This window comes from Hymenobacter seoulensis (assembly GCF_054780535.1).
On the sequence record NZ_BAAGWD010000005.1, the window covers coordinates 58,107 to 81,188 of the forward strand.

The 23,082-nt window shown below is 61.0% G+C and carries 14 protein-coding genes; 7 read left to right on the top strand and 7 right to left on the bottom strand.

Annotation, left to right across the window (positions count from 1 at the left end):
- Positions 1–25 precede the first annotated feature (25 nt).
- The 4 genes from ACYVHC_RS18235 (at position 26) to ACYVHC_RS18250 (ending at position 7,424) form a co-directional block, all read left to right on the top strand.
- Complete coding sequence (locus ACYVHC_RS18235) at positions 26–1,135, top strand: DNA polymerase beta superfamily protein (protein ID WP_460615227.1); 1,110 nt, start codon at positions 26–28, stop codon at positions 1,133–1,135.
- Between the two features lie 436 nt (positions 1,136–1,571).
- On the top strand, positions 1,572–4,016 hold the full coding sequence (locus ACYVHC_RS18240) for an SBBP repeat-containing protein (RefSeq protein WP_460615228.1): 2,445 nt from the start codon (positions 1,572–1,574) through the stop codon (positions 4,014–4,016).
- 978 nt (positions 4,017–4,994) lie between these two features.
- A complete protein-coding gene (locus tag ACYVHC_RS18245) occupies positions 4,995–5,819 on the top strand; it encodes a hypothetical protein (RefSeq protein ID WP_460615229.1) in 825 nt (274 codons plus the stop codon).
- Positions 5,820–5,846: 27 nt separating this feature from the next.
- Positions 5,847–7,424 (top strand): hypothetical protein, encoded by a 1,578-nt coding sequence (locus tag ACYVHC_RS18250; RefSeq protein ID WP_460615230.1) that lies wholly within the window; start codon positions 5,847–5,849, stop codon positions 7,422–7,424.
- A gap of 97 nt (positions 7,425–7,521) precedes the next feature.
- Here the strand turns inward: ACYVHC_RS18250 and ACYVHC_RS18255 are convergent, their stop codons facing one another.
- The gene (locus tag ACYVHC_RS18255; protein WP_460615231.1) at positions 7,522–11,133 is read right to left on the bottom strand and encodes an ABC transporter permease/M1 family aminopeptidase; all 3,612 of its coding nucleotides are present in this window, start codon (positions 11,131–11,133) and stop codon (positions 7,522–7,524) included.
- Positions 11,130–12,059 carry an ABC transporter ATP-binding protein gene (locus ACYVHC_RS18260; protein ID WP_460615232.1) on the bottom strand — a complete coding sequence of 310 codons (930 nt, stop codon included), beginning with the start codon at positions 12,057–12,059 and terminating at the stop codon, positions 11,130–11,132. Before ACYVHC_RS18260 ends, ACYVHC_RS18255 begins: the two co-directional genes overlap by 4 nt.
- 265 nt (positions 12,060–12,324) lie before the next feature.
- Here ACYVHC_RS18260 and ACYVHC_RS18265 point away from each other — a divergent pair, with 265 nt between their 5' ends.
- Both ACYVHC_RS18265 and ACYVHC_RS18270 read left to right on the top strand, forming a co-directional pair.
- Positions 12,325–13,350 carry a sensor histidine kinase gene (locus tag ACYVHC_RS18265; RefSeq protein WP_460615233.1) on the top strand — a complete coding sequence of 342 codons (1,026 nt, stop codon included), beginning with the start codon at positions 12,325–12,327 and terminating at the stop codon, positions 13,348–13,350.
- Positions 13,319–14,044: a LytR/AlgR family response regulator transcription factor gene (locus ACYVHC_RS18270; protein ID WP_460615234.1), complete on the top strand. Its 726-nt coding sequence runs from the start codon at positions 13,319–13,321 to the stop codon at positions 14,042–14,044. Before ACYVHC_RS18265 ends, ACYVHC_RS18270 begins: the two co-directional genes overlap by 32 nt.
- 178 nt (positions 14,045–14,222) lie before the next feature.
- Here the strand turns inward: ACYVHC_RS18270 and pstB are convergent, their stop codons facing one another.
- From pstB to ACYVHC_RS18295, 5 genes are all read right to left on the bottom strand, one after another.
- Positions 14,223–14,975: a phosphate ABC transporter ATP-binding protein gene (gene pstB / locus ACYVHC_RS18275; RefSeq protein WP_460615235.1), complete on the bottom strand. Its 753-nt coding sequence runs from the start codon at positions 14,973–14,975 to the stop codon at positions 14,223–14,225.
- 44 nt (positions 14,976–15,019) lie between these two features.
- Positions 15,020–15,889 carry a phosphate ABC transporter permease PstA gene (gene pstA, locus ACYVHC_RS18280; RefSeq protein WP_460615236.1) on the bottom strand — a complete coding sequence of 290 codons (870 nt, stop codon included), beginning with the start codon at positions 15,887–15,889 and terminating at the stop codon, positions 15,020–15,022.
- Positions 15,882–16,769, bottom strand: a complete 888-nt coding sequence (gene pstC / locus ACYVHC_RS18285) for a PstC family ABC transporter permease (protein ID WP_460615237.1) — start codon at positions 16,767–16,769, stop codon at positions 15,882–15,884. Before pstC ends, pstA begins: the two co-directional genes overlap by 8 nt.
- A complete protein-coding gene (locus ACYVHC_RS18290) occupies positions 16,766–17,752 on the bottom strand; it encodes a PstS family phosphate ABC transporter substrate-binding protein (RefSeq protein ID WP_460615238.1) in 987 nt (328 codons plus the stop codon). The genes pstC and ACYVHC_RS18290 overlap by 4 nt, the downstream gene beginning before the upstream one ends.
- 89 nt (positions 17,753–17,841) lie before the next feature.
- Entirely contained in the window at positions 17,842–18,660 is an 819-nt protein-coding gene (locus ACYVHC_RS18295) for a universal stress protein (protein WP_460615239.1), read from the bottom strand.
- Positions 18,661–19,878: 1,218 nt separating this feature from the next.
- Between ACYVHC_RS18295 and ACYVHC_RS18300 the strand changes: the two genes are divergently transcribed.
- Positions 19,879–23,070: a SusC/RagA family TonB-linked outer membrane protein gene (locus ACYVHC_RS18300; RefSeq protein ID WP_460615240.1), complete on the top strand. Its 3,192-nt coding sequence runs from the start codon at positions 19,879–19,881 to the stop codon at positions 23,068–23,070.
- Positions 23,071–23,082 lie beyond the last annotated feature (12 nt).

Here is a 23,082-nt window from a genome sequence, read left to right on the forward strand (position 1 = left end):
TCCCACTTACTACTTCTTTTGTTTCGTGCTAGACATTGCCTACCTGCGTCGCCACAACCTGATTTTGCTGGAAGCCGTCAGTGGCAGCCGGGCCTACGGCACGGATTTGCCCCATTCCGATCTGGATCTGAAAGGCGTGTTTATCCTGCCGGAGCGGGACTTCTATGGCCTCGACTACGTGCCCCAGGTTGCCAATGAAACCAACGATGAGGTGTTCTATGAGCTGCGCCGGTTTGTGGAGCTGCTGCTGAAAAGCAACCCCACGGCGCTGGAAATCCTGGGAACCCCGCCAGACTGCATTCGCTACCAGCACCCGTTGTTTGCCGCGTTTCGGGTTGAGGATTTCCTCTCCAAGCTTTGCCGCCAGACGTTTGCTGAATACGCCGTGGCCCAGATCCGCAAGGCCCGGGGGCTTAATAAGAAGATCAACAACCCCGAGCCGCCGGCCCGCAAGTCAGTCCTGGATTTTTGCTACGTCACCGTGGGGGCCGGCGCCCAGCCCGTGGAGCAGTGGCTGGCCCGTCGGGGCCTAGAGGCCGCGCAGTGTGGCCTGGCCAAGGTTACGCACCTTACCGACCTTTACGCCCTGTTCGTAGACACTGACCCTGCGGCGATGAAAGGCTACCGGGGCTTGCTGCGCGACGCGGAAACATCGAATGATGTGCTGCTTTCGGCCGTGCCGAAGGGGGAGGTGCCAGCAGCCTACCTGTCCTTTAACCGCAACGGCTACTCCACCTACTGCCGCGTGTACAAGGAGTACTGGGACTGGGTGGCGCGGCGCAACACCGAGCGCTACGAAAACACGGTGCAGCACGGCAAAAACTACGATGCCAAAAACATGCTGCACGTCTTCCGCCTGCTGCGCACAGCCCTGGAAATTGCTACCACCGGCCAGCTGCACGTCCGCCGCCCCGACCGGGACTACCTGCTGCGCATCCGCCAGGGGGAGTTTGAGTACGCCGCGCTGGTAGCCGAGGCCGAGGAGCTCGTGCAGCAAGTGGATGCTGCGTTTGCCGCCTGCTCCCTGCCGGAGGCCCCGGATCGGGAGCAGGCGGAAAAACTACTGATGGAAGTGCGGCACCGCTTTTATGAGCAGCAGGGTGTGATGGCCCGGTCATTACCCCGGCCCGAGTAAGCCAGCAGGGAATTGAGACGGTCTGCTTGGTCTGTCATGGGCTAAAGTAAACCCGGGGCTACGAGGTAGACCAGGAGTTGCCGCGGGCTTCCTCCGCAGCTGTTCCCGGTAGCTGGGTTCCGCCGCGGTCAGCCAAAAAGTTGATCGCGCCAGATGACGGCAATCAACCTGTTTTTAGAAAAATAAGCATATTTTATATAAATAAATTAATTTAAGAACTACCTTCAGCCGCATAATTGGCTGGGGTTCAAGGATTGAGCTGTAGCCCGATACCGCTGGGGCACCTTATCCTTTTAACCTACCTTGGAGGTCTAACTGATCATTTTTCCCGGTGTTGGGGCGCTTTAGTGCAAAGCCGGCCCCTTCCTTCCCGCTGTAGGATGCCTGCAGTGCGCTTATGGCCCATGATACAAGTACGCCTTATTCCCCGCTGTTTATGTCCTATTGGTACGCAATTTCCCATTTATTTCCCTCCTCTATTACGCGCTGCCTGCTACTGATTGGCTGCTGCACCGGCTTGATTTACAGCGTCCAAGCCCAACAAGTTACGGAAGCCTGGGCCGTGCGGTATGCGGGCAGCAGCCCCACTACCAGTTCCGTTGAGCGGGCCGTCGCGGTAGCACTTGACAAGGCTGGCAATAGCTACGTTACGGGCATGAGCACCCCCGCGGGAAGCCAAGGCGCGGGCATGGTTACTATAAAGTATTCCCCGGCCGGCCAGCGGGTCTGGGTGGTGGAGTCAGCGTTGGTTACGCCCACCTCCCTTGCGTTGGATAACACGGGGGGCGTGTTTATTACGGGCCACGGCCCCACGGGCTTCACGACGCTGCGCCTGGACGCGGCCACGGGCCAGCAAAGCTGGCTGAGCACCCACAGCAGCACCGGTGAGGCTAACTGGCCCGTGCGCATCGCCGTCGACAACCAGGGCGGGGTCTACGTCCTGGGAACGGGGCAAAGTGTAACCGGCTATAGCCCCAACTATGAAACCATTCGATACAATGCGGCGACCGGGGCGCAAACCTGGGTTAGCTTGTTTAGCGGCGGGGAAGGCGCAACCGTGGCCAGCGCGATTGCCGTGGACAACGCCGGCGGCGTGTACGTCACGGGAACCAACAGCTACTTCCGCGGAGGTTCGGCCGTGACGGTGCGCTACGCCGCCACCACCGGGGCCCAAAGCTGGGTTAGCCGCTATAACGACAGCTATGATACCAGTGGCAGCGCGATTGCCGTGGACAACGCCGGCGGCGTGTACGTCACGGGGACCAGCGCCGTCCGGTTCTCGGGCAGCACCTACGCTACGGTACGCTACGATGCCGCCACCGGCACCCAAAGCTGGGCGAGCAGCAGCTTCGATGTTACGACAAGTCAGGCCGACGCCCGGGCGCTGGCAGTTGATCAAACCGGCTTGTACGTCACGGGAACGCACCGCGTCTTAAGCTCCGGATTAATCAGTCTGGGCACAGTACGCCTCGACGCCGCGACGGGAAACCAGAAGTGGGTGACGCTGTTTCCGGGGTCGGGCACCGGCAATGCCGTGGCGGCCGCCATTGCTGCGGATGGGCAGGGCGGCGTTTACGTAACCGGGACCAGTGACCAGGGCAGCACCAGGGAATACGTTACCCTGCGCTACCAGGCCAAGGACGGCTCCACCGTCTGGACCCAGCGGAAAGCCGGCACCAGTAACGAAGCTGCCGGGCTAGCCGTGGACGCCCAGCAAAACGTGTGGGTCACGGGCACCAGCCAGGATCCGGTTTCGGGCCTCGACCTTCTGACCGTAAAGTATACCCAGCCCTCCTGCCTGCCCGTTACCGAGCGCCCCATCACCGGGGCCTCCACGGTACCGGCGGGCACCACCCAAGCCCTGTTTGCCCTCGCGGGCAGCGGCGCCGCAACTTTTCAGTGGAGTATTACGGGCCCTCAGCCCGTTGCCTTCACCGGGCAGGGAACCGCCCAGATTACGGCCGGCTGGCCGGCGACGGGGGTGTATAAAATCCGCGTGGTGTACGGGGGGGGGGCGGGGTGCCCTCCCCAGGCCAGCGTAAAGTACGTTGCCGTCTACAATCTGAACGCGGGCTTTATCACCGGCTCCGGGGCATTTCAGTCCCCGGCAGTGGCGGGCTACGAGCTCATGAAGCAGGGGGGGGCGGCCGAGTTTGAAACCGTAGCCAAGTACTTGCCGCGTGCCACCACCGTTACCGGCACCACGAGGCTGCACGTGAAAGGTGCCTTTAGGTTCACGAGCACCGCCACCACTTCCGCCCGGCTGGTGGTCGGCGGCAACCAAGCCAGCTACGCCGGCGTGGGCACCGTGGCCGTGTACCGCGGCCTGCAAGTGGTGGCGGACCCCCGGCAGTTTAACTTCCTGGTTTCCGCCACTGATGGCCAGCACCAGCGAGCCGCCAGTGGCCCCGACCAACTGCGCCTGCAAGTGTGGGTGCGCAACCCCGACGGTAGCCCCGGCCTAGTGGTGTATGACAGCCAGGTGGGGTGTACCGGCGCCAGCCTGGACGAGAATGCGGCAGCGTGCCGCCCGATCAGCCAGGGTAACCTGGTTATTCATACCCCCGGCGGCAAGGGAAATGGCAACGGAGGAAAAGAAGCCGCCAGCCTGGGCAGCTCGGCCGGGAGTTTATCGGCCTTCCCTACGGTAGTAAGTGAGCTGGCTTCGGTCTCGTTTGTTGCTGAGCAGCAGGGCGCCTATGAACTGGCCTGCTACGATGCCCAGGGTACTCTGGTGCGCACGCTAGGCCGCGGTCAGGCCGAAATCGGCAGCGCGCAGCAGGCCGTCTTCAATGCCGCGGGGTTACGAGAGGGAGTCTATATCATTCGGCTTCAAACCAGCACCTACTCCCATATTGTACGCGTATCGGTGCAGCGGTAAAGTAAGTAAGAGCAAGGCTTGCCCCTGCGCTGCCCGGCTTGGGTAGGGCAGGGGCAAGCTGCGTTTCACCGCGGCCTGAAACTGGCTCTGCGCCAGCCCGTCAGAGCTGAAACCGCCGAGAGTCGATACGCGCTCCGCATCAGGGATCCCTGTTACGCACTGCCCCTGCTCCTCAACCCTAGACTAGGGTCGCCTCCTGATGGCCAGTTTTAAATTAAGTGGGCCCAGGCTGATGAACCTACTGATAACTCACCCGCCAGAAACCCGGGCGCGGTGACCCTACCCGTTCATCGATGCTTTTAGACAAGGTCTTCACCAGCCTCGTGCCCGGTGAGCCCTGGATAAGCCCATTGCCCCAGCGCGGTCCCGCGCTGAAAACAGCTGAAAAAAGTTGTTGCGGGCAGCACAACCGCAGTCGGCTGCGATAACCGGGGAGGTACTGGTGGCCAGGTAGTGCTCTTCGCCCGGGTTCTTCTGCGAGCCTTCGTGGGGCATAGCCTTCGTGAGCGAGGCACTACCAGCTTGGGTGCGTCGGCTTGCTTGAACTGCTCACATGCATCCTGGGCTTTTAGGCCGGGGAGGCGCTGGTACCCATTATGGGAATAAGCACGCACGAGAAGTTGTAATTTCCAGTGCTGCCACTGATGCAGCATCGGCTTGCTTGCCGCACCTTTACGTACCTCACCCGCAGTTCTACCGGCTCATCTCTCCCGCCGCATCCTACTCTGCCCGCCCCGGCAGACTCCGTACTGCACACCTATTTTTTTGGCGAACTCTGCCCCCGTGAATGTACCGCGGGCCGGGAAAGCAATTGCCTTTCCCACACCAGGCTACCCGGTAGCCCCCGCAGGGCAAGTGCGGGGTGCTTTCATCCGGGCGGGAGCGGCCCGGCTGCGCCGGGCGCCTTTTCCGCCCGCTGACCCCGCGTGACAGCGGTAATTGAAGCTATGAAGATGCTTTCCTGTAACTCTTACCGTTATGGCAGTAGAACTGGAAATTCAAGACGGAAATCCCTGGTGGATGAGCCCCGATTTGTGGGTGGTGCCCGGCCCGGATCCCGAGGGCGCTCCCGGCAGCCCGATTGTGGGGCAGCCCTGCTTTCTCTGGGCCCGCGTCCGCAACGGCGGCTCCAGCGGGGCCACGAATGCCACCGTCCGCTATTACTGGGCCAACCCCGCCGTCGGGTTTAACCGCACGAGCGCCCACCTGGTCGGCAGCTCCTTTGTCACCCTGGCGCCGGGGGAGGCGCGGGAGGTGCTGTGCCTGACTCCGTGGCACCCGGAGTTTGTCAACAACGGGCATGAATGCATTTTAGGCGAAGTATTTCTGCCGGGCGGGGACCCACTGCCCAACAGCCCGGCCTTCAACGTGCCGACCGACCGGCACGTGGCCCAGCGAAACCTGAGCGTGATTACCACCGCCCAGAGGCTGTTTTCGTTTTCATTTGCCATCCACAACACCCAGCGCCAGCCGGGCTCCTTTGGGCTAAAGCTGTCCACCGGTACCCTGGACCAGCTCAAGCCCCTGCTCCCGCAGTTGGACCGTCGGTTTCACGTCGCCGAGCTGCCGGGAAAACTGGTCCGGCACGCCTTTACTTCCTCGCCCTGTGCATCCTCCCCCCTGGAAGAGCAGCTCCGTCAGGCGTTTTCGCCCGAGTCCATCCCAGTGGCAGCGGGCCAGCGAGTAGGCCTAACCCTGGTGGGGGAGATTGCCGATGGGGCAACCCTTATTCACGTCGAGCAGCTGGCGGATAATATTCCGGTAGGGGGGCTCAGCGTGCTGGTCATCCCGGACGTCAGCTAGTGAAAACCACCCTAACCGAGCCTCGTCATGATTACTATTCCCAATCGTCCCTTTTCCACGGAAAGGATTACGGGCTTGATGTTGCCCGACGGTATTTTCGAAACTACCCTGGGCAAGCAACGCATCAACGCGCATTTCACGAACTCCGGCGCTACGGCCCTCGCGTCCTCCGAAATCTACTTGGAAAGTGTCTCCCACCCCGGGATTGTGATAACCCCCCGCACCCACTTTATCGCCAGCCTGAACGCCAACGCCTCCCGGGTACTGGCCTGGGACGCCAACTTCACGGGGGTGCCGCCCGGCACGTACTACGTAAGCTTTATCGTAAAATCGGCCGCGGGGGAAAGGCGCATTATCAAGAAAATATTCGTTACCCAGGTTCAGTTTGATCCGGCAACGGGCACGATTTCCGCCGTGGTGCCCGAAGGCACGTTGCAGGTGAAGTTCACTGATTTAGTGCAGTCCCGGGGCACCTGTTGCGGCGGGGCAAAGCGGCGCCCGGAGCCCGACCACGAGACGGCGACCCCGAATACGCCGCGAAACAACGCCAAAGAATCACTGCAGGAGTTTGCCCGCGCCTTTAACCGGTTTGGGGAGCTGTTTACCGGGCACACCCCGGACTTCACTTTCTGCCCCGTTGGCTACCTGCCCCTGCGCGTGGATGCCTCCCTGACCCCCAACCCGGCTTTTTCGGGTCAGTACGGGGACCTGCCGTTTCAGGATCCCTGGTGGAAAGCGGTCCTGGCCATCGTGGCCGCGCTGCTGCTGATCGGGGCCGCGATTGCCGAGGCCGCGGGCGGGAGTGGGGACGTGTCCCCGGGGGCGGGGGGCACCTTCGATGAGACAAGCGGTGATGTGGACTGCTGCGGCGTAGCCGCCTCCGGGGGAGGATCCAGCTACGTGGCGGCGGGGCTGGTGGCGGCGGCGGCCACCGTGGCTACGATCGCCGCCGCGTCCGACGTGCGCGACCCTTTCCGGCGCGGGCAGGATAATACCGTGCCGGCTCCCGGGGAAATGACCCTCACCGAGTCAGTGAACATGCTGTTTAAGTACCCGGAGCCGGTCGCCCTGGGCCGCCCGTTCACCACGGGCCTTGACTGGACTTACACCCGGGTAACGACGGGTAGTACCTACACCTTCAGTGCCAGCGACAGCAACCAGAACCTGCACGTCCTGTCCGAGTACAAAATCTCAGCGCCGGAAGTCGTGCGCACCTACAAGCGTGAGCCCTTTCGGGTGGAAGCCCGGTTTTTTGATCAGGGGGGAGAGCAGCTGCGAGGCAGTGCCCTGCTTGTTCAGTGCTTTCTGATCGGCCCGCAGGGGCAGTACGAAAGCTTTGTGTTGCAGGATGACGGCGCCAGTCCCGACTCCGCTTCCTCGGATGGAGTCTATACCGGGGAGTTTTACTTTACCCGAAAACAGGAGCCCCAAGGCCTGTGGACCTATTTTGTGATTGCCCAGGACGTGAACAACGCCCAACCGGACCTGGCTCCGGAAGACGCCGCCCAAATTATCGGGGGCCTGGTGGTAACCCATCAGCTTACCCTGACTTTTACCAATGAAGAGTGTGCGTTCGTGCCCGATGGGCACGTGCAAGTTATCTGATGATGGCAGTTGCTGGGTTCCCCAGCCGGGCTGCCGCCGGGCTCCTGGGGCAGCTATGGCGCCAAAAGGGCGCCATAGCTGCCTCCGCGTTAGGAGTTTACTTTACCGCCTGGTAATTATCCTCGGTTTTCCAGTCGATCAGCAAATGCCGGGGATCCACCCCCGCGGTAGCAGGCCGGGTGGCTACCGTGACGACGATCGTCTGCTGGCTGGCGGTCAGCCGGTGCATCTGCCGGTACAGGGTCCGGCCAGCTTGCTTTCCCGCGGCAGCCGGGGCGAAGACGCCGATTTCCACCCATTCCTGCAGGGGCAGTTTCGTTTCGGTACCGGCGCTGTCCACTGCCTGCTTGCTGGCCTGCACGCGGAGCGTCACCTGCCACTGGCCGCCGGGAAGGCGCTGGGCGGAGGCGGCTTTGGTCGTCAGCTCCCAAAAGGTGTTGACCTCAAACAAGTCGCGGAGCAGGGGGTGGAGTGAGTCCGGCGTGGCAGCCTTCAGCTCCCGGTAGAGGTCCAGCGACGTGGGCCGGGGCAGGGTGCCAGGGCGGTGGTGGGCCAGCAGCTGCCGGAGCGCCCCGTTTACCCGGTCGCGGCCCATGTACTGGCTGAGCGCGTACAGGGCAAAGGGCCCTTTGCGGTAGTTCTGGTAAAAGTCGTCGGCCTGCAGCAGGGGCTTGGCGGCCCGGCTGCGCGGGATTTCGTTTTCTTCCCGCAGAAATCGCAGCAGCGCCGGCAGGTGCTCCGGGCCGTAGTACTCTTCCAGCACCCCCATGGCCGAGTACCAGGCCAGGCTTTCGGTTATCAGGCCGGCGCCCTCCACGTAGGCTTGCTTGAGCTGGTTGCCCCACCACTGGTGGGCTACTTCGTGGGCCACCACGGCCGTCACCAAATCAAAGCCCCGCTCGTCCGCCGCGGGGTTCAAGAGGAAAAAGCCCTCCTCCGCCGTAATGTTGCTGGGGGCGGCGTGGTGACCGAAGGCGTAGCTGGGATGGGCCACAAAACGGAGCTGCCGGTGGGGATAAGGCCTAAACTGCTGGGAGTAGTAAGCCAGCGACGCCCGGGCACTGCGGACCATGCGTTCCGGGTTTAAGGACTGCCCCGGGGGATAGTACACCTGAATGGCCACGTCCTGGCCCGGGCCGGTGGACGGGTGGTGCCAGGTGCCTTCCTGCACGGCGTAGCGGGCCGAGAAAAAGGTGTATTCATTGCGGATGGGCGCCTCCGTGGTGTACTGAAAGTAGCGGCGGCCGCCCTTAATCCAGGTCCGGCGCAGGGTGCCGGGGGCCACTACGGTCTGGCCGGCGTCGGTGCCCACGACGGCCTCGAAGCGGATTTGCTCAGGAAACGGGGCGTAGCGACGGGCCGCACTGTCGTAGAGCGAATAGGTGGCGGGCCGGGCGGGCAGGCCATGGGCTTTGCGGGCGCCGGCCTCGTCCAGCTCCCGGTAGGGCTGGTAGCCTAATACGGGCAGCCATTCCATATTCCGGAAGCTGGTGCCGTTGGCCAGCACCGACGCGGCGGCCCCGTGGTTGGCAAACCCCCGCGCCTGGTGGTTTACTTGAAAGCGCAGGCGCACGGAGTCGCCCGGTGGCAGGGGCCGGGCCAGGGCGTACATGTGGTAGCCGTGCTCCTCGTTTTGATGCACCTGCCGGAAGGGGACGTCAAAGCTTACCGCGGTGGTTTCCACGCCCGCCCCCGTGGCCAGGTGAATGGTGTCAATGGGAACCGGGCTGTTGTTTACCAGCCGGTACGTGCCCTGAATCTCTACCGCCCGCTGCTGGGGATAGATTTCCACCTGCAGATTCACGGCGGTCAGTAGGGGCTGGGGGGCGTCATGGTACCGGCGGTAGCGCTGCTCGTAGGCGGCCCGTTGGGCCGTGGCCCCGGCGGGGCTCAGGTACCAATTCAACACGTTGGTGTTGTAAAAGATAAAACCGCCCAGGATGAAAATGCCTCCCGCGGCCACCACCGCAATCAGGGCCGTGGAACGGGTGAAGCGCCGGCGGGCTAGCTGCAGCCGGGCGGCCGGGCTGCCCTCCCGGCCCCGGACCCAGAACAGCCGCGCCCCCACCGCCAGCAGCAGTGCCCAGGCCATCCAATATCCTTTAAACCACAACCAGGGGCCCAGCGTGGGCCCAAAGCCCGCCATGTCGGTATACGTCCAGCCCGGGCTGCCGCCAAAGATGAGCAGCTGGTGCTCGATGCCGAGAGTGGAAGCGAAGGCGATGCCGCCATAGGCTACCAGCGCTACCAGGTGCCCCAGGAATTTCTGATTCACCAGCACGTGCACCACCAGGGCCAGCAGGGCAAACAGCAGGCCGTCCACCAATTGCAGTCCGAAGAGGGTTTGCAGGTACAGCCCCAGGTCCGGGGTAGCCCCACCCAGGGCCACCTGCGCCCCCAGGCCGGCCGTCATCAGAAAACCTAGCCACACCACCAGCACCAGGCTCAAGGCCAGAAACCGGCTCAGCAGCAGCACCCATTCCGGCACCGGCGCCGCGCCCCCGATTTCGCTTAGACCCGCTTCCCGCTCCCGCCAGACCAGCTCGCCGGCGTAGAAAATGGTGAGCAGGGCGATGAGAAGCCAAAAACGCTCCGGCTGGGTTAGGGGTCCGGTCAGGTAATCCACCACAAAGTCGGTGCGGGGCAGCAGCGGCACGCCGCGGCCCTTCAGGTTGCCGGGGATGGTGAAGCCCACCACGATGGCCAGCACCGCAAGCAGGGGCAGCCCGGCTTTGCTTGTGGCCAGCTGAACGAACAATTCCCCGGTGATGCGGCGCAGCTGGTGCAGGTGGGTAACCAGGCCATACCTCCCCCGGGCGGGCGGCAGCGCTTTTCCGGTTCCCCAGCGGAGCTTCTCCCCGGCCGCCTTTGCGGCGGGTAGCGGTTTCCTGAACGGCGGTTGTTGGCCGGTTCCGGGCAGCACCAACTCAAACCGGAAGTAAGTAAAGGCGAGCAGGCCCAGGGAAAGGCCCAGCCACAGGAGGCGGTTGGCAAGAAAGGAGCCCTCCAGCAGCAGAAAGCGCGTGCTTTTTTCCTGCGGACTCCAGTCAATGGACAGGTGGCTCAGCACCGGCCCAAAACTCATGGGGTCGGCCAGATTGCCCCATTCGCTTCCTTTTTCCAGCAGCGGCCAGATTGTGTAGGACGCCGCGAACAGGGCCGCTCCCACCAGATAACTGGCCAGGGCCCGGCGGCTGAGCGCCGCCGCCGAAAATTGCATGGCCGTGGCGAAAAAAGCATTGGGCAGCGCGATAAAGAAAAAGGTAGTCAGGTAGGGCGCCACCCGAAACGGCCCCAGAATCTCGGCTTCTACCCCGGCACAGTGCATGGCCAGCAGCATCCCCACCGGGATGGCCAGCAGCTGAAAGACGCTGAGAGCCAGGGCGGCCAGGTAGCGCCCGCCCAGGTATGCCGCCTTGCTGGCGGGGGCCGCGTAGGTAAGCAAATGCATGCGGGTCTGCACATCGCGGGCCGCCGCCTCCCCCGCCACGGAGGCGCCGATCACCAGCCAGAACACGCAGCAGATAACCGTGACGGCGGCCATGACGATGGGCGAATTAAGTAACATGTACCCGTCCCGCGCATCGGAGGCATAGTTGGCAATGACCACCAGAAAGGTAATAACCAAGATTACCCCGAAATAAAGCCAGGTAGCGGCCTGGCGCAGCTGGTAGGTGAATTCCAGCGCAAAAATCCGTTGGAGCTTCATAGCGCTACTTTCTCCGCTTTTGCCTGCGCCCGGGCCGCGTCAAGGCAGCCCGTCATGGCACTGAAATACACATCCTCCAGGTCCGGTTCCACTAACTCAAACCCGTTGCCGGGCCTGTCAGGGCTGTACACGTGCACCATGGTGCGGCCCGAGAGCAGTTTGGCGGAAATAACCTGATGCTCCTGCTCCAGCGCGGGCAGAGCGCTTTTATCAGTCAGCTTGCGCCAGATGCGCCCGCGGAGGTAGGCCACTGCCGCCAGGGGTTCGGCTTCGAGCAGAATTTGGCCTTTATTGATGATGGCCATATTGGTGCACAGCTCCGAAACATCGGCCACGATGTGGGTGGAGAGAATTACGACGCTGTTTTCCCCCAACTCACTGAGCAGATTCAGGAAGCGCACCCGCTCGGCGGGGTCCAGGCCCGCGGTGGGCTCATCGACAATGAGCAGGCGGGGGTTGCCCAGCAGGGCCACGGCCACGCCAAAGCGCTGCTTCATGCCGCCGGAAAAGCCCCCCAGCTTCTGCCTGCGCTTATCCCAGAGGTTGGTTTGACGGAGCAAGGCCTCAGTCGTGGCGCAGCGCTCCGCCCGATTAGTAATGCCTTTCAGCACCGCGAAGTAGTCCAGCAATTCTTCCGCGCTGGCCTTGGGGTACACCCCGAACTCCTGGGGCAGGTAGCCCAGGGTCTGGCGCACCGCTTCCTTCTGGTGCACCACGTCGAGGTCGCCTAACAAGAGGTGTCCCGCATCGGGCTCCTGCAGGGTGGCCAGGGTGCGCATCAGCGTGGACTTACCGGCGCCGTTGGGGCCGAGCAGCCCGAACATGCCCGGCGGAATGTCCAGCGATACATTCTGCAGGGCCTGCACGCCATTCGCATACCGTTTGGAGACGTTGCGGATGGTCAGGCCCAAGGGTTGCTTTTCCATTCTATCTGATTTGCTTTGGTGAATCGGTTACCCTGCGGGAAGGCCAGCATCGGAACCTAGGCCGGCTTTCACTATTGCAGGACGAAGCAACTGGTAGCAACTCGGATAACGAAACTGGATATGCGGCTGGGGAGAAGCGCTCGACCAAGCGGGGCTTTGCGTCCGCGAAAGCACTGGCAGGCTCCTTTTCCTCTTCCGTAGATTAGCCCTTGACGCTGGTCGAAACGCTAAAGTGGGCCAGCGCCGAATACCCCACCTTTGTGCCATGGAGCGCGTCAAAAAAATCTTCTGGCTGATTCACCTGGTCGTCTGGGTATTGTTTGCCTTGCTGGCCTTCCTGCAGCTGAGCAATGAAACCGATGTGCAGTGGCGTAGCACAACGGTAGGATTTTTAGCGACCTGCCTGTACGTTTTTTATAGTAATTTCTACCTGCTGACGCAGCATGCCGGTCAGCGGAAAGGACGGGACTATTGGCTTAGAGTAGCGGCCATCGTGCTGACCGGGCCGATTCCCTTCTCGCTTTTCTACCAGAAACCGTTTGATTTTGGGCACTACTCCATGCACCTGATTACGACGGTACCCATCTTTCTCTTCCTGAGCTGGCTGGCCTGGGTTACCGAGACGCTGGTGCTGAATACCATCCGGAAAGAGCAGCTGGAAAAGCAGGCCGTGGAGGCCGAACTCACCTACCTAAAATCGCAGATCAACCCCCATTTCCTGTTTAACACCCTCAACAACATCCACACGCTGGTCTACAAGCAGTCACCCGCCGCCCCGGAGGCGGTCCAGCACTTGGCTTCGTTGATGCGCTACATGATTTATGAGTCCAATGCGGCCACGGTGCCGCTAACCCGGGAGCTGGACTATTTGCGGGACTACGTGAGCTTGCAGCAGCTCCGCTACAAGAACAGCCCGGTGGTTGACCTGAAGATAGGGGGAGAAACCGAATCCTGCTTTATTCCCCCCTTGCTGTTTATCCACCTGCTGGAAAACGCCTATAAGCACAGCCCCGCCCGCCTGAAACCCGGCGACCTGCAGGTCAGGGTAGCGCTGCAAGAAGGTACGCTGGCATTCAGCGTACAAAACCCTATCGCCAAAAAAACTGCTAATTCGCTGGAAGAACCCGGCGGCATCGGGTTGCCCAATGTCCGGAAAAGGCTGGCGTTATTGTACCCGGGTCAGCACACACTCACCATTCACAGCACCGGCGATAAGTTTACGGTTTATCTTACCATCCACGGTCTACCCGTCCAGGCGCATGAAAGACAAGCTCACCTGCTACATCATTGAGGACGAGCACCTGGCCCAGGAAATACTGGAAGAGTACATCGCCAAGGTGCCATTCCTGGAGCTGAAAGGCACCTTCATGAGCCCGCTGGAAGCGGCGGCTGAAATGGCGGTTGACAAACCGGACCTGCTGTTTCTGGACATTAACATGCCGGATCTGGATGGGCTCAGCTTTATCCCGATGCTCAGCCCCAAGCCGATGATAATCCTGACCACCGCCTACGACCAGTATGCGCTCAAAGCGTATGACCTGGAGGTAAGGGACTACCTGCTCAAGCCCTTTACCTTCGAGCGGTTTTACAAAGGGGTCTTGCGCCTCTACCAGGAGCAGAGCGCCCGGCCAGCCGTGGCCAAAAAGGAAGACAAAGCCGAAGCCAGGAATGAGCAGGAGTTCATTTTTCTTAAGGTAGGCCACCGCATCCAGAAAGTAGCAACCCGCGATATTCTCTTTGTGGAGGGCATGAAGGACTATTTGCGGCTGCATACCCGGGAGGAAAAGATTATGACCCTGCTCAGCTTTGCCAAGCTGGAAGAGCTGCTGCCCGCCCAGGACTTTGTTCGCGTGCACCGGTCCTTTCTGGTGGCGCTAAACAAAATTGACCACATCGAGAGAAACCGGATCCAGATAGCCGACCAAATCATCCCCATCAGTGACACCTATGCCGAAGCATTTTATAAGCTGCTGAAGGGGTGTTAAGCAGGGGGGTGCCGGGGGCAGCCCAAAACAACTCTCCGCTAGTTGCCACCGGGGAAATGCGGCTACCAGCCAGCCGCTGGATTGCTTGGTTAAGGTAACCGGGGGCCTACTAGCTTGATGGGGAATGTGCCCTGGCCGGTGATGCCCTCCTGAAAGCATGCCGGTTGACCGGGGGCTGTCAGCCGAATTTCCCCGCTACGTAGCGCTTGGTCAGCTCGTGGGTCGGGGCCTGAAATATGGCCGGCGTCGGCGCATACTCGATCAGCTGTCCAAAGTTGAAAAATGCCGTGTGGTCACTCACGCGCGCGGCCTGGGCCAGGTTGTGGGTGACGATAACGATGGTGTAGCGCTGCTTTAGCTCGGCGATCAGCTCCTCAATTTTGGCAGTGGAAATCGGATCCAGCGCGGAGGCCGGCTCGTCCATCAAAATGATGGCCGGGGCCACGGCCAGGGTTCTGGCCAGGCACAGGCGCTGCTGCTGCCCGCCGGAGAGGGCCAGGGCCGACTTGCCTAAATCCTGCTTGACTTCGTCCCACAGGGCCGCCTGTTTCAGGGCCGTTTCGGTGGCCTCGGCCAGCTCGTGCCGGCTGGTGATGCCCTGCAGCTTAAGGCCGTAGACCACATTCTCGGCAATGCTTTTGGGAAACGGGTTCGGTTTCTGAAACACCATGCCCACCCGCTGGCGCAGCTCTTCCACCCGCAGCCCGGGGCTGTAGATGTCGGTGCCATCCACCAGCACCTGCCCCTCGTGGCGGAAGCCGGCAATGAAGTCGTTCATGCGGTTAAACAGCCGCAGCAGCGTGGACTTGCCACAGCCCGAAGGCCCGATAAACGCCGTTACGGTCCGGGGCGCCAGGGCCAGGTTTACGTCGCGCAGCACGGGCAGGGCCCCGTAGTAAGCGTGAACCTTTCTGGCTTCCAGAGCATACATAAGCAGCAAGTAAAGGGAGAAAGAATAGGCAGCGGGAAGGGGGCTTAGCGTACTTCCTTCTGCCAGCGGTTTCGCAGCAGGATGGCGGTTCCGTTCAGCAGGAAGGTAATTGCCAGCAGCACGAGGATGGCCGCCGCCGCATTGGTGGCAAAGCCCGCCTGGGGCCGGGAAATCCAATTGAAAATCTGCACCGGCAACGCAGAATACTCGTCCCGGGGGCTGGTAGGCGCAAAGGGCACGTAGGCCAGCACCCCAATCACGATGAGCGGGGCAGTTTCGCCCACTGCCCGGGCCAGGGCCAGAATGATGCCCGTCATGATGCCGGCGGCGGCGGCCGGCAGCACCTGGTAGCGGGTGGTCTGCCACTGCGTCGCCCCCAGCCCGTAGGAGGCATCGCGGTAGGAGCTGGGCACGGCCCGCAAGGCTTCGCGGGTGGCCACGATAATGACGGGCAAAATCAGCAGCGCCAGCGTCACGGCCGCCGTGAGCACGCTTTCGCCCCAGTGCAGCAGCCGCACGAAAATGTCCAGGCCCATCAGCCCGTAGATGATGGAAGGTACCCCGGCCAGGTTGCTGATGTTGATTTCCAGCCCGTAGGCCCAGCGCGACTTGCGGGCATATTCTTCCAGGTATATACCCGCCCCGACCCCCACCGGGATGGCCACCACGGCCGTGAGCCCCAGAATCCATAGGGTGCCCAGCAGGGCGGTGTAAATGCCGGCCTTGGCCGGAAAACGCGAGGGCAGGCTGGTGAAGAACGCCGGCGAAAGCCGGCCCAGCCCGTCCTGCAGGATGCCCAGCAGAAAGATGGCCAGCAGCCCCAGCCCCAGCAGCGTGGTGCCCAGGCCCAGGGCTTGAAACACGCGGTCTTGGCGGGCATTACGGCGGGAGTGATTAACAGCGGGCTTATTCATAGCGTTCCTGGTATTTCCGGCGAAGCCAGAAGCCCAAGTTGTTGAGCAGGAAGGTGAACACAAACAGGGTGATGCCCGCCGCGTAGATGGTGCGGAACTCCAGCGAGTCCAGCGGCACGTCCCCCTGGCTGACTTGCACAATATAGGTGGTTATGGTTTCCACGGGCACCAGCGGGTTAAGGGTAAGCCGCGGCTCCTGGCCGGCGGCTACGGCCACAATCATCGTTTCCCCCACGGCCCGCGACACGGCCAGGATAACCGAGACGGTGATGCCCGAAAAGGCGGCGGGCACCATGACTCGGAGGGCCGTCTGCAGGCGGGTGGCGCCCAGCCCGTAGGAGGCTTCCCACAGCGAGCGGGGAACGGCGAAAAGTGCGTCTTCGCTTAGCGAGGTTATCAGCGGAATAATCATCACCCCCATCACCAGCCCGGCCGATAGGGCGTTGAAACCGGCCAGCCCGGGGATAAAGCCCTGCAGAAAGGGTGTGACTACCACCAGGGCGAAAAAGCCGTAAACTACCGTCGGTACGGCGGCCAGCAGTTCCAGCAGGGGCTTGACCACGCGCCGAAAGCCGGGGGCGGCGTACTCGCTCAGGTAAATGGCTATCGTCAGCCCTACGGGCAGGGCCACGGCAATGGCGATACAGGTGGTAAGCAGCGTGCCAGCCAGCAGGGGCAGAATACCGAAGTGCTTGTCGGCGAAGAGCGGGGTCCATTGCGTATCGGTCAGAAAGTCGCCCAGGGGTACTTCCCGGAAGAAGGCCAGGGCCTGGCTGACCAGAATCCACAGAATGCTGGCGGTGGTGAGAATTGTCAAGCCGGCGCAGGCGCCCAGCCCCAGCTCTATCAACTTCTCGCGCCGGCGTTGGGCAGGTCTCATGGGCGGGCGGGGAATGGCGTGGAAGCCAGGGTGGAATCGGCAGCGAAGCGGTCAAACTCCGCCCGTTGCTGGCGGTATTCGTCCCGGGTCAGGGCCACGTAGCCCACTTCCCGGGCCAGGGCTCCGGCGTGGGCCAGGTAAAAGCGCACCAGCGTTTGCACCGGCGCGCGCCGGGCCGCCGCCTGCGACACGTACAGGAACAGGGGCCGGGCCAGGGGGGCGTACGTCTTGTTTGTAATGGTGGCCGGGGAAGGCAGAATAGGCCCCGCGCCGTTATCAGCCCGTTCGTCATCCACGGGCACGAGGTGGAGCCGGGCTTTGTTTTCCTCGTAGTAGGCCAGGCCGAAAAACCCCAGGGCCAGCTGGTCGGTGGCAATGCCCTGGACCAGTACGTTGTCGTCTTCACTGGCGGTGTAGTCGCCCCGGCTCGCGTGGGCCGTACCGACAATAGCCTGGGTGAAATAATCATACGTGCCAGAGGCCGTGCCCGCCCCGAACAAGTGGATTTCCTTGTCGGGCCAGCCGGCGCGCACCTGGCTCCAGCGTTTGATGCGCCCCTGGGCGGCGGGTTCCCACAGCTTCTTCAACTCGGCGACGGTAATGCTGGTGGCCCAGGTGTTGCGCGGGTTCACCACCACGGCCAGCCCATCGTAGGCCACGGCCATTTCGTCGTAGCGGATTCCCTGCCGGGCACAGGCCACCGCTTCCGAAGGGGTAATGGGGCGCGAGGCATTGGCCAGGTCGATGTCCCCCCGACTGAATTTCTTGAAGCCGCCGCCCGTGCCCGACAACCCCACGGTTACCTTGATGCCGGGATGGGTGCGGGCAAATTCCTCCACCACCGCCTCGGTAATCGGAAACACCGTGCTCGAACCGTCAAAACGGATTTTGTTGGGGTCCGGAGCAGCCGGGCGGCAGCCGGCCGCAAAACCGCTCAGCGCGCAACTCAGCACTCCAAGCAGGGAAGACAGGTGGAAGTACATAGACGGGAAGCGCGTGAGAAAGGCAAGCGGTTCGCCCGCTAGCGGGCAAGCAAAATCACCCGCCGCGGGCCAACGCGACGGGACGAGGCCTAGGGCTCGGCGACGATTAGCAGCGGCACTTTCAGGTGCAGGACCATGGCGGCAGTCACGCTGTGATGAAACAGGCTACCCAGCCGGCTGTGGTGCCGGGCCACGAGCAGCAGCCAGGCGTTCTGGTCCGCGGGGACGCTGGCTAGCAGCCCCGCTACCGGGTCAGCCGCCACGGGGAAAAGGGTCGGCGCGGTGGCCAGGCCTTCGAGCAAGGCGGATCCAGCCGCCAGGAATGCTTCCTCCCGGCCGGTGGCTGCTTCCTGCTCCACCACTTCCACGGGTTGCATCGTGGGCTGCCAGGTGCGCAGCAGGGCATTTATTGGCCGGGCCGTGGCGTCGAGGGCCGCCGGTTGTCCGTCCGTGGCCAGGAGCACCGTGGCCGGCAGCTGCTGGCCGGCAAACGAGTGGGGCACGATGAGCAGGGGGCAGGGCGCGTGCCGCAGCAAGCTCAGGGAGGTGCTGTCCACCATCTCATCCGGCACGTACTCCGTATCGCGCTGGCCGGCTACGGCCAGCCCAGCCGCCTGCGCGCGGGCCGTGGCGACCAAGGCGTCCGCCACGTCCCCGCGGGCGACCGTACCGGTGCAGGCAACTCCCTGGGCCTCCACCCGGGCATAACGCTCGCCCAGCAGCGCTTGCAGCTGGGCATCCGAGCGCTCCACTAGCTTGCCGGTGAAGGCCTCGGGCTCAAGCAAGGAATCCCGCCGCACGTGCAACACGACAATGCGGGCCGCAAGACGGGCCGCTACCACGGCCGCGTAACGCAGGGCGTTGTCGGCGGTGGCGGAAAAGTCGGTTAACACCACTATACATTCCATAGAAGCAGAAACGAGATGGGTGAGGGAGAAGCGGCCCGGAGCAACGGTTATTTCATACTGTCAGCAACGTAAAAATTAAAAGCCACCGGGCTTAGCCACCACTTACCCGGCTTCTGGAGAAGCGCGTTACGAAAGCCCGCACGTGCAGGCCCGGCCTGCAGCAGCAATCTTCCCTTGGCTACGGCAATGCCCCGGTAGAAGTTGTTGCGCAGCGGTAGCCGGCGGCTTAAGAAGCACAGCGCCCCGCATAGCTCGGGGCCGACGGTAGGCTGCCAAGCTGTGGCGCATGACTCCGAGCTGCGCCTTGCTCCCCAATAGTAAGCGGTTAGCCCGGGAGCTTGGCAGTGTACAGCCCCCGGTCCACTGCATGTGAATTGGCTTCAGAAGCATAATACATATTCACCGGTATGAATTTAAATATGAATTAGTAACTACCATGGCAGGCCTCCCCAAAAGGATTTTGGATTACCCCTTACTCCGAACGCTCTTCCCAGCAAAGAGTATGCATTACTCAAGTATAATTATACAGGTATTTGTTCGGCAAGAACCTGCTCCCGGAAATATTACATGGGTAACGGTAGGTGCGACGGATTACAGCAGTATTGCCATAAATGTCAGTAGGGTCCGTCCCCGGTATTTTCCTGCCCGACTAATAACTACTGTTTTCCTCCTTCTTAAGTAGTGGGAGATTCCATCATTATTTAGGAAGCATCACAGAGGATTATCTGTGGGTTCAAGTAGGAGGAGCTTTTATTTGAAAAGAGTGATTACTCACTACAGATTTTTCAAAAAGAAGAACGGGGTGAAAATTATTTTTGCTAAAACCTTTTAGTTTGCTAAATTCCCACCGCAAACGATTACAGGCACTCCCATAATAGGCTCCCACTGACGTGGCTTTTCCCTGTAGTTTCCCTAGCAAACCCCTCAAAATCCCACCAGTATGCCATTGACCTGCTTTGAGCTACTTAAACGTTTTAGTGCCCCAGGCACCTAAGCCGCCTATCGTTGGCGCCAGGGTTTATGTTCTTGCTGGCGCCCCAGAGATTCTCGCAGTGCTGATTTACGCTCAGCCGCCCGATAAATTTCTGCTTACTCCCACTGGCCTGAATGGATGAAAAATGTAACAATTCCTATTCCATATCTGTCGGGCTACCTCCACTTATTCGAGAAGGCTTCCTGAGTATTCTCACCTCAACTCCCATCTCATTCTCACCCTGTATGAAGAAGCTTTTATTCATGATGGTTCCGGTTGCCTTGGCAGCAAGGCCGGCGGAAGTTCTTGCTCAGGTAGCTATCAAAGGAACCGTTACCGATGCGGCCAACGGGGAGCCGCTACCGGGGGTAAGCGTAGTAGTAAAAGGCACCAGCACGGGTGCCTCCACCGGCAACGATGGTACGTTTGCCCTTTCTGTGCCCAGTGACAATGCCATTTTGGTATTTTCCTACGTAGGCTTTCAGCCGCAGGAGGTAGCCTTAAAAGGCCAGACAACCATCAACGTCGGCCTGAAGACGGACCAGAAAGCCCTGGACGAAGTAGTGGTTATCGGCTACGGCTCAGTAAAGAAGAGCGATGTGACCGGCGCCGTTGCCTCGGTGAAGACCGACGATTTGCTGAAAACGATTCCGACCAGCATTAATCAGGGCCTGCAGGGCCAGGTAGCGGGCGTAAACGTCAACCGCAGCGACGGAGCTCCCGGCGCAGGCATCAGCCTCACGATCCGGGGTGCCAACTCCTTTAGCGGCGGCACTGAGCCATTGTATGTTATTGATGGCATCCCCTTTACTTCACCGGCGCCCACCGGGTCTTCCTCGGAGGCCCAACGCCAGACAACCAATGCCCTTTCCTACATCAACCCCCAGGACATTGAGTCCATCGAGGTGTTGAAGGATGCTTCTGCCACGGCCATCTACGGCTCGCGGGGAGCAAATGGGGTAGTGCTGATTACTACCAAGAAAGGCAAAGCCGGCCAGGACCGCATTGAGCTGATTGCCAACACAAGCATCTCGGAGATATCCAAGCGAGTGAAGGTACTGGATGCGTATAACTACGCCTTGTTCCAGAACGAGGCGTATGAGAATGCCATAACCTATAACGGCGTAGCACCTACCATTGCTCCTTTTCCCGGAGTAGTGGCGCTGGATCAGGTAACGGGGCAGATGATGCGCCAGCCGGCTCCCGAAGACTTTCTGACCGGGTTGCAGGGCACGTCTTTCCCGGATGGCTTTAAGGGTACCGATTGGCAGGATGAGATTTTCCAGCGGGCAGTAACCAAAGATTACACCCTGCGAATGTCGGGGGGTAATGACAAGGGAACGTACTCCGTGTCGGGCAACATGCTGGACCAGCAAGGTATCATCTATAACTCGGGCTTTAAGCGCTACGGTCTGCAGGCTAACATTGCCCGCAAGGTGCATAAGTGGATTGAAATCGGCTCGAACAACAACGTCACGTTCAGTAACTATAACCTGGGCAAAACCAACTCGGCCGGCAACGAAGCCAGCCTGGTGAGCTCAGCGTTGACTTTCCCACCGACCTACCCTCGGGAAGATCCCAACCAGCAGGCCCGCGAAAACTCTATTTCGTGGTATGCGGCAGCTAACCCGTATCTGTATACCCGCACGGCCAAGGACAAAACCAGCTCGACCAGCATCTACTCGGCCTCCTACGCCCAGCTTAACTTCACTGACTACCTGAGCTTCCGCCAGAACCTGGGCGTAAACTACAACGTGAACAACCGGGAGGTATACTACAACCGCCGCCTGCAGGAAGGCCGCAGTCCCCGCAATGGCTACGCGGCCGTGAATGACGACACGTGGCGTGGTATTACGCTGGAATCCATCCTGAACTTCAACAAAACGTTTGCGCAAAACCACAGCATCAATGCCGTAGTGGCGGCTACGCGGGAAACGGGCTACTCCTACTACCGGGGGGTTTCGGTGCAGAATTTCCCCGATGATTTGCTGGAAAACAACAACATCGCCGCGGGCCTCGATCAGAAAAACCTGTTAAGCGGTAAAGGTGAGAACAGCCTGGCCTCGTTCCTGGGTCGGGTAAACTACGGCTACAAAGGCAAATACCTGGCAACCGCGTCCTTCCGCCGGGATGGGTCCAGCCGCTTTACTACTGCCAATAAGTGGGCGAACTTCGCCTCGTTTGCCCTGGCCTGGAATGCTTCGGATGAAGTTTTCATCCAGAACCTTAACCTGTTCAGCAACCTGAAGTTCCGGGTGGGCTACGGCCAAACGGGTAACCAGGGCATTGGCTCGTACGAAACGCTGAACATACTTTCTACGGCCAACTCACCGGTAGGAGGGGTGCTGCAAAGTGGCTATGCGAACCCGCAGTACCGTGGCTACCCCGATCCGAATTTGCGGTGGGAAACCACAGACCAGTACAACGCCGGGGTGGACATGGGCTTTATGCAGAACCGGTTCAGCGTAACCATCGACGTGTACAAGAAGCGCACGTTCGACTTGCTGCAGCGCATCACGACGCCGGGCAGCTCCGGCTTCGGCGCGACCCGCACCAACTTTGGAGCCATCGAAAACAAGGGCCTGGAAATTTCCGGTATCGGAGCCCTGCTGACCACCCCCCAGTTTAAGTGGGATGTGAACGCCAACATTTCCTTTAACCGCAACCGGATTGCCGAACTGCCCGGTGACCAGTTTGCCGAGCGCCTCTATTTCAACGCTGACCAGTTTTTCCTGCAGCGGAACGGCCAGCCCATCGGCGTGATTTACGGCTACCAGGAAGACGGCTTCTACGATAACCTGGCCGAGGTAATTGCTGACCCGCAGTATGCCAGCCAGTCGGAAGCAGTGCAGCGGTCCATGATCGGGGAGATCAAGTACAAAAATCTGGACGACGACCCTTCCAGCATCAGCCTCAACGACCGCACCATCATCGGCAATACCAACCCCGACTACACCTTCGGTATCACCAACAACTTTACCTTCAAGAACTTCAACCTGAGCGTGTTCGTGCAGGGGGTGCAGGGCAATGACATTGTCAACACCAACCTCTACCAGATCCGGATGGGCAAGGTGGCCAACATTCCCCAGTTCGTATATGACGGCCGCTGGACCCCGGAAAATGCGGCCAACGCCACGTGGCCCAAGTCCCTGGCAGCGGATACGCGCCTGATGCGCCTGTCCGACCGCCTGGTGGAAGACGGCTCCTATGTGCGGCTCAAGAACATCAACGTGGGCTACGTCTTTAAAAACCCCGCCAAGTTCATTGAAGCCATTAATGTGTACGCCAGTGTGAGCAACGTGCTGACCTTCACAAATTACAAGTGGTTTGACCCGGACGTGAATGCCTTCGGCAGTGACGCGTCCCGTCGGGGAGTTGATATGAACTCCTATCCTAATAGCCGCACCTTCACGGTAGGCGTGCGCGCCGGATTCTAACCTTCCAAAAGA

Coding starts and splice junctions, on each gene's coding strand:
- ACYVHC_RS18240 (WP_460615228.1), top strand. CDS start 1,572: ATGTCCTATTGGTACGCAATTTCCCATTTATTTCCCTCCTCTATTACG.
- ACYVHC_RS18245 (WP_460615229.1), top strand. CDS start 4,995: ATGGCAGTAGAACTGGAAATTCAAGACGGAAATCCCTGGTGGATGAGC.
- ACYVHC_RS18250 (WP_460615230.1), top strand. CDS start 5,847: ATGATTACTATTCCCAATCGTCCCTTTTCCACGGAAAGGATTACGGGC.
- ACYVHC_RS18255 (WP_460615231.1), bottom strand. CDS start 11,133: ATGAAGCTCCAACGGATTTTTGCGCTGGAATTCACCTACCAGCTGCGC.
- ACYVHC_RS18260 (WP_460615232.1), bottom strand. CDS start 12,059: ATGGAAAAGCAACCCTTGGGCCTGACCATCCGCAACGTCTCCAAACGG.
- ACYVHC_RS18265 (WP_460615233.1), top strand. CDS start 12,325: ATGGAGCGCGTCAAAAAAATCTTCTGGCTGATTCACCTGGTCGTCTGG.
- ACYVHC_RS18270 (WP_460615234.1), top strand. CDS start 13,319: ATGAAAGACAAGCTCACCTGCTACATCATTGAGGACGAGCACCTGGCC.
- pstB (WP_460615235.1), bottom strand. CDS start 14,975: ATGTATGCTCTGGAAGCCAGAAAGGTTCACGCTTACTACGGGGCCCTG.
- pstA (WP_460615236.1), bottom strand. CDS start 15,889: ATGAATAAGCCCGCTGTTAATCACTCCCGCCGTAATGCCCGCCAAGAC.
- pstC (WP_460615237.1), bottom strand. CDS start 16,769: ATGAGACCTGCCCAACGCCGGCGCGAGAAGTTGATAGAGCTGGGGCTG.
- ACYVHC_RS18290 (WP_460615238.1), bottom strand. CDS start 17,752: ATGTACTTCCACCTGTCTTCCCTGCTTGGAGTGCTGAGTTGCGCGCTG.
- ACYVHC_RS18295 (WP_460615239.1), bottom strand. CDS start 18,660: ATGGAATGTATAGTGGTGTTAACCGACTTTTCCGCCACCGCCGACAAC.
- ACYVHC_RS18300 (WP_460615240.1), top strand. CDS start 19,879: ATGAAGAAGCTTTTATTCATGATGGTTCCGGTTGCCTTGGCAGCAAGG.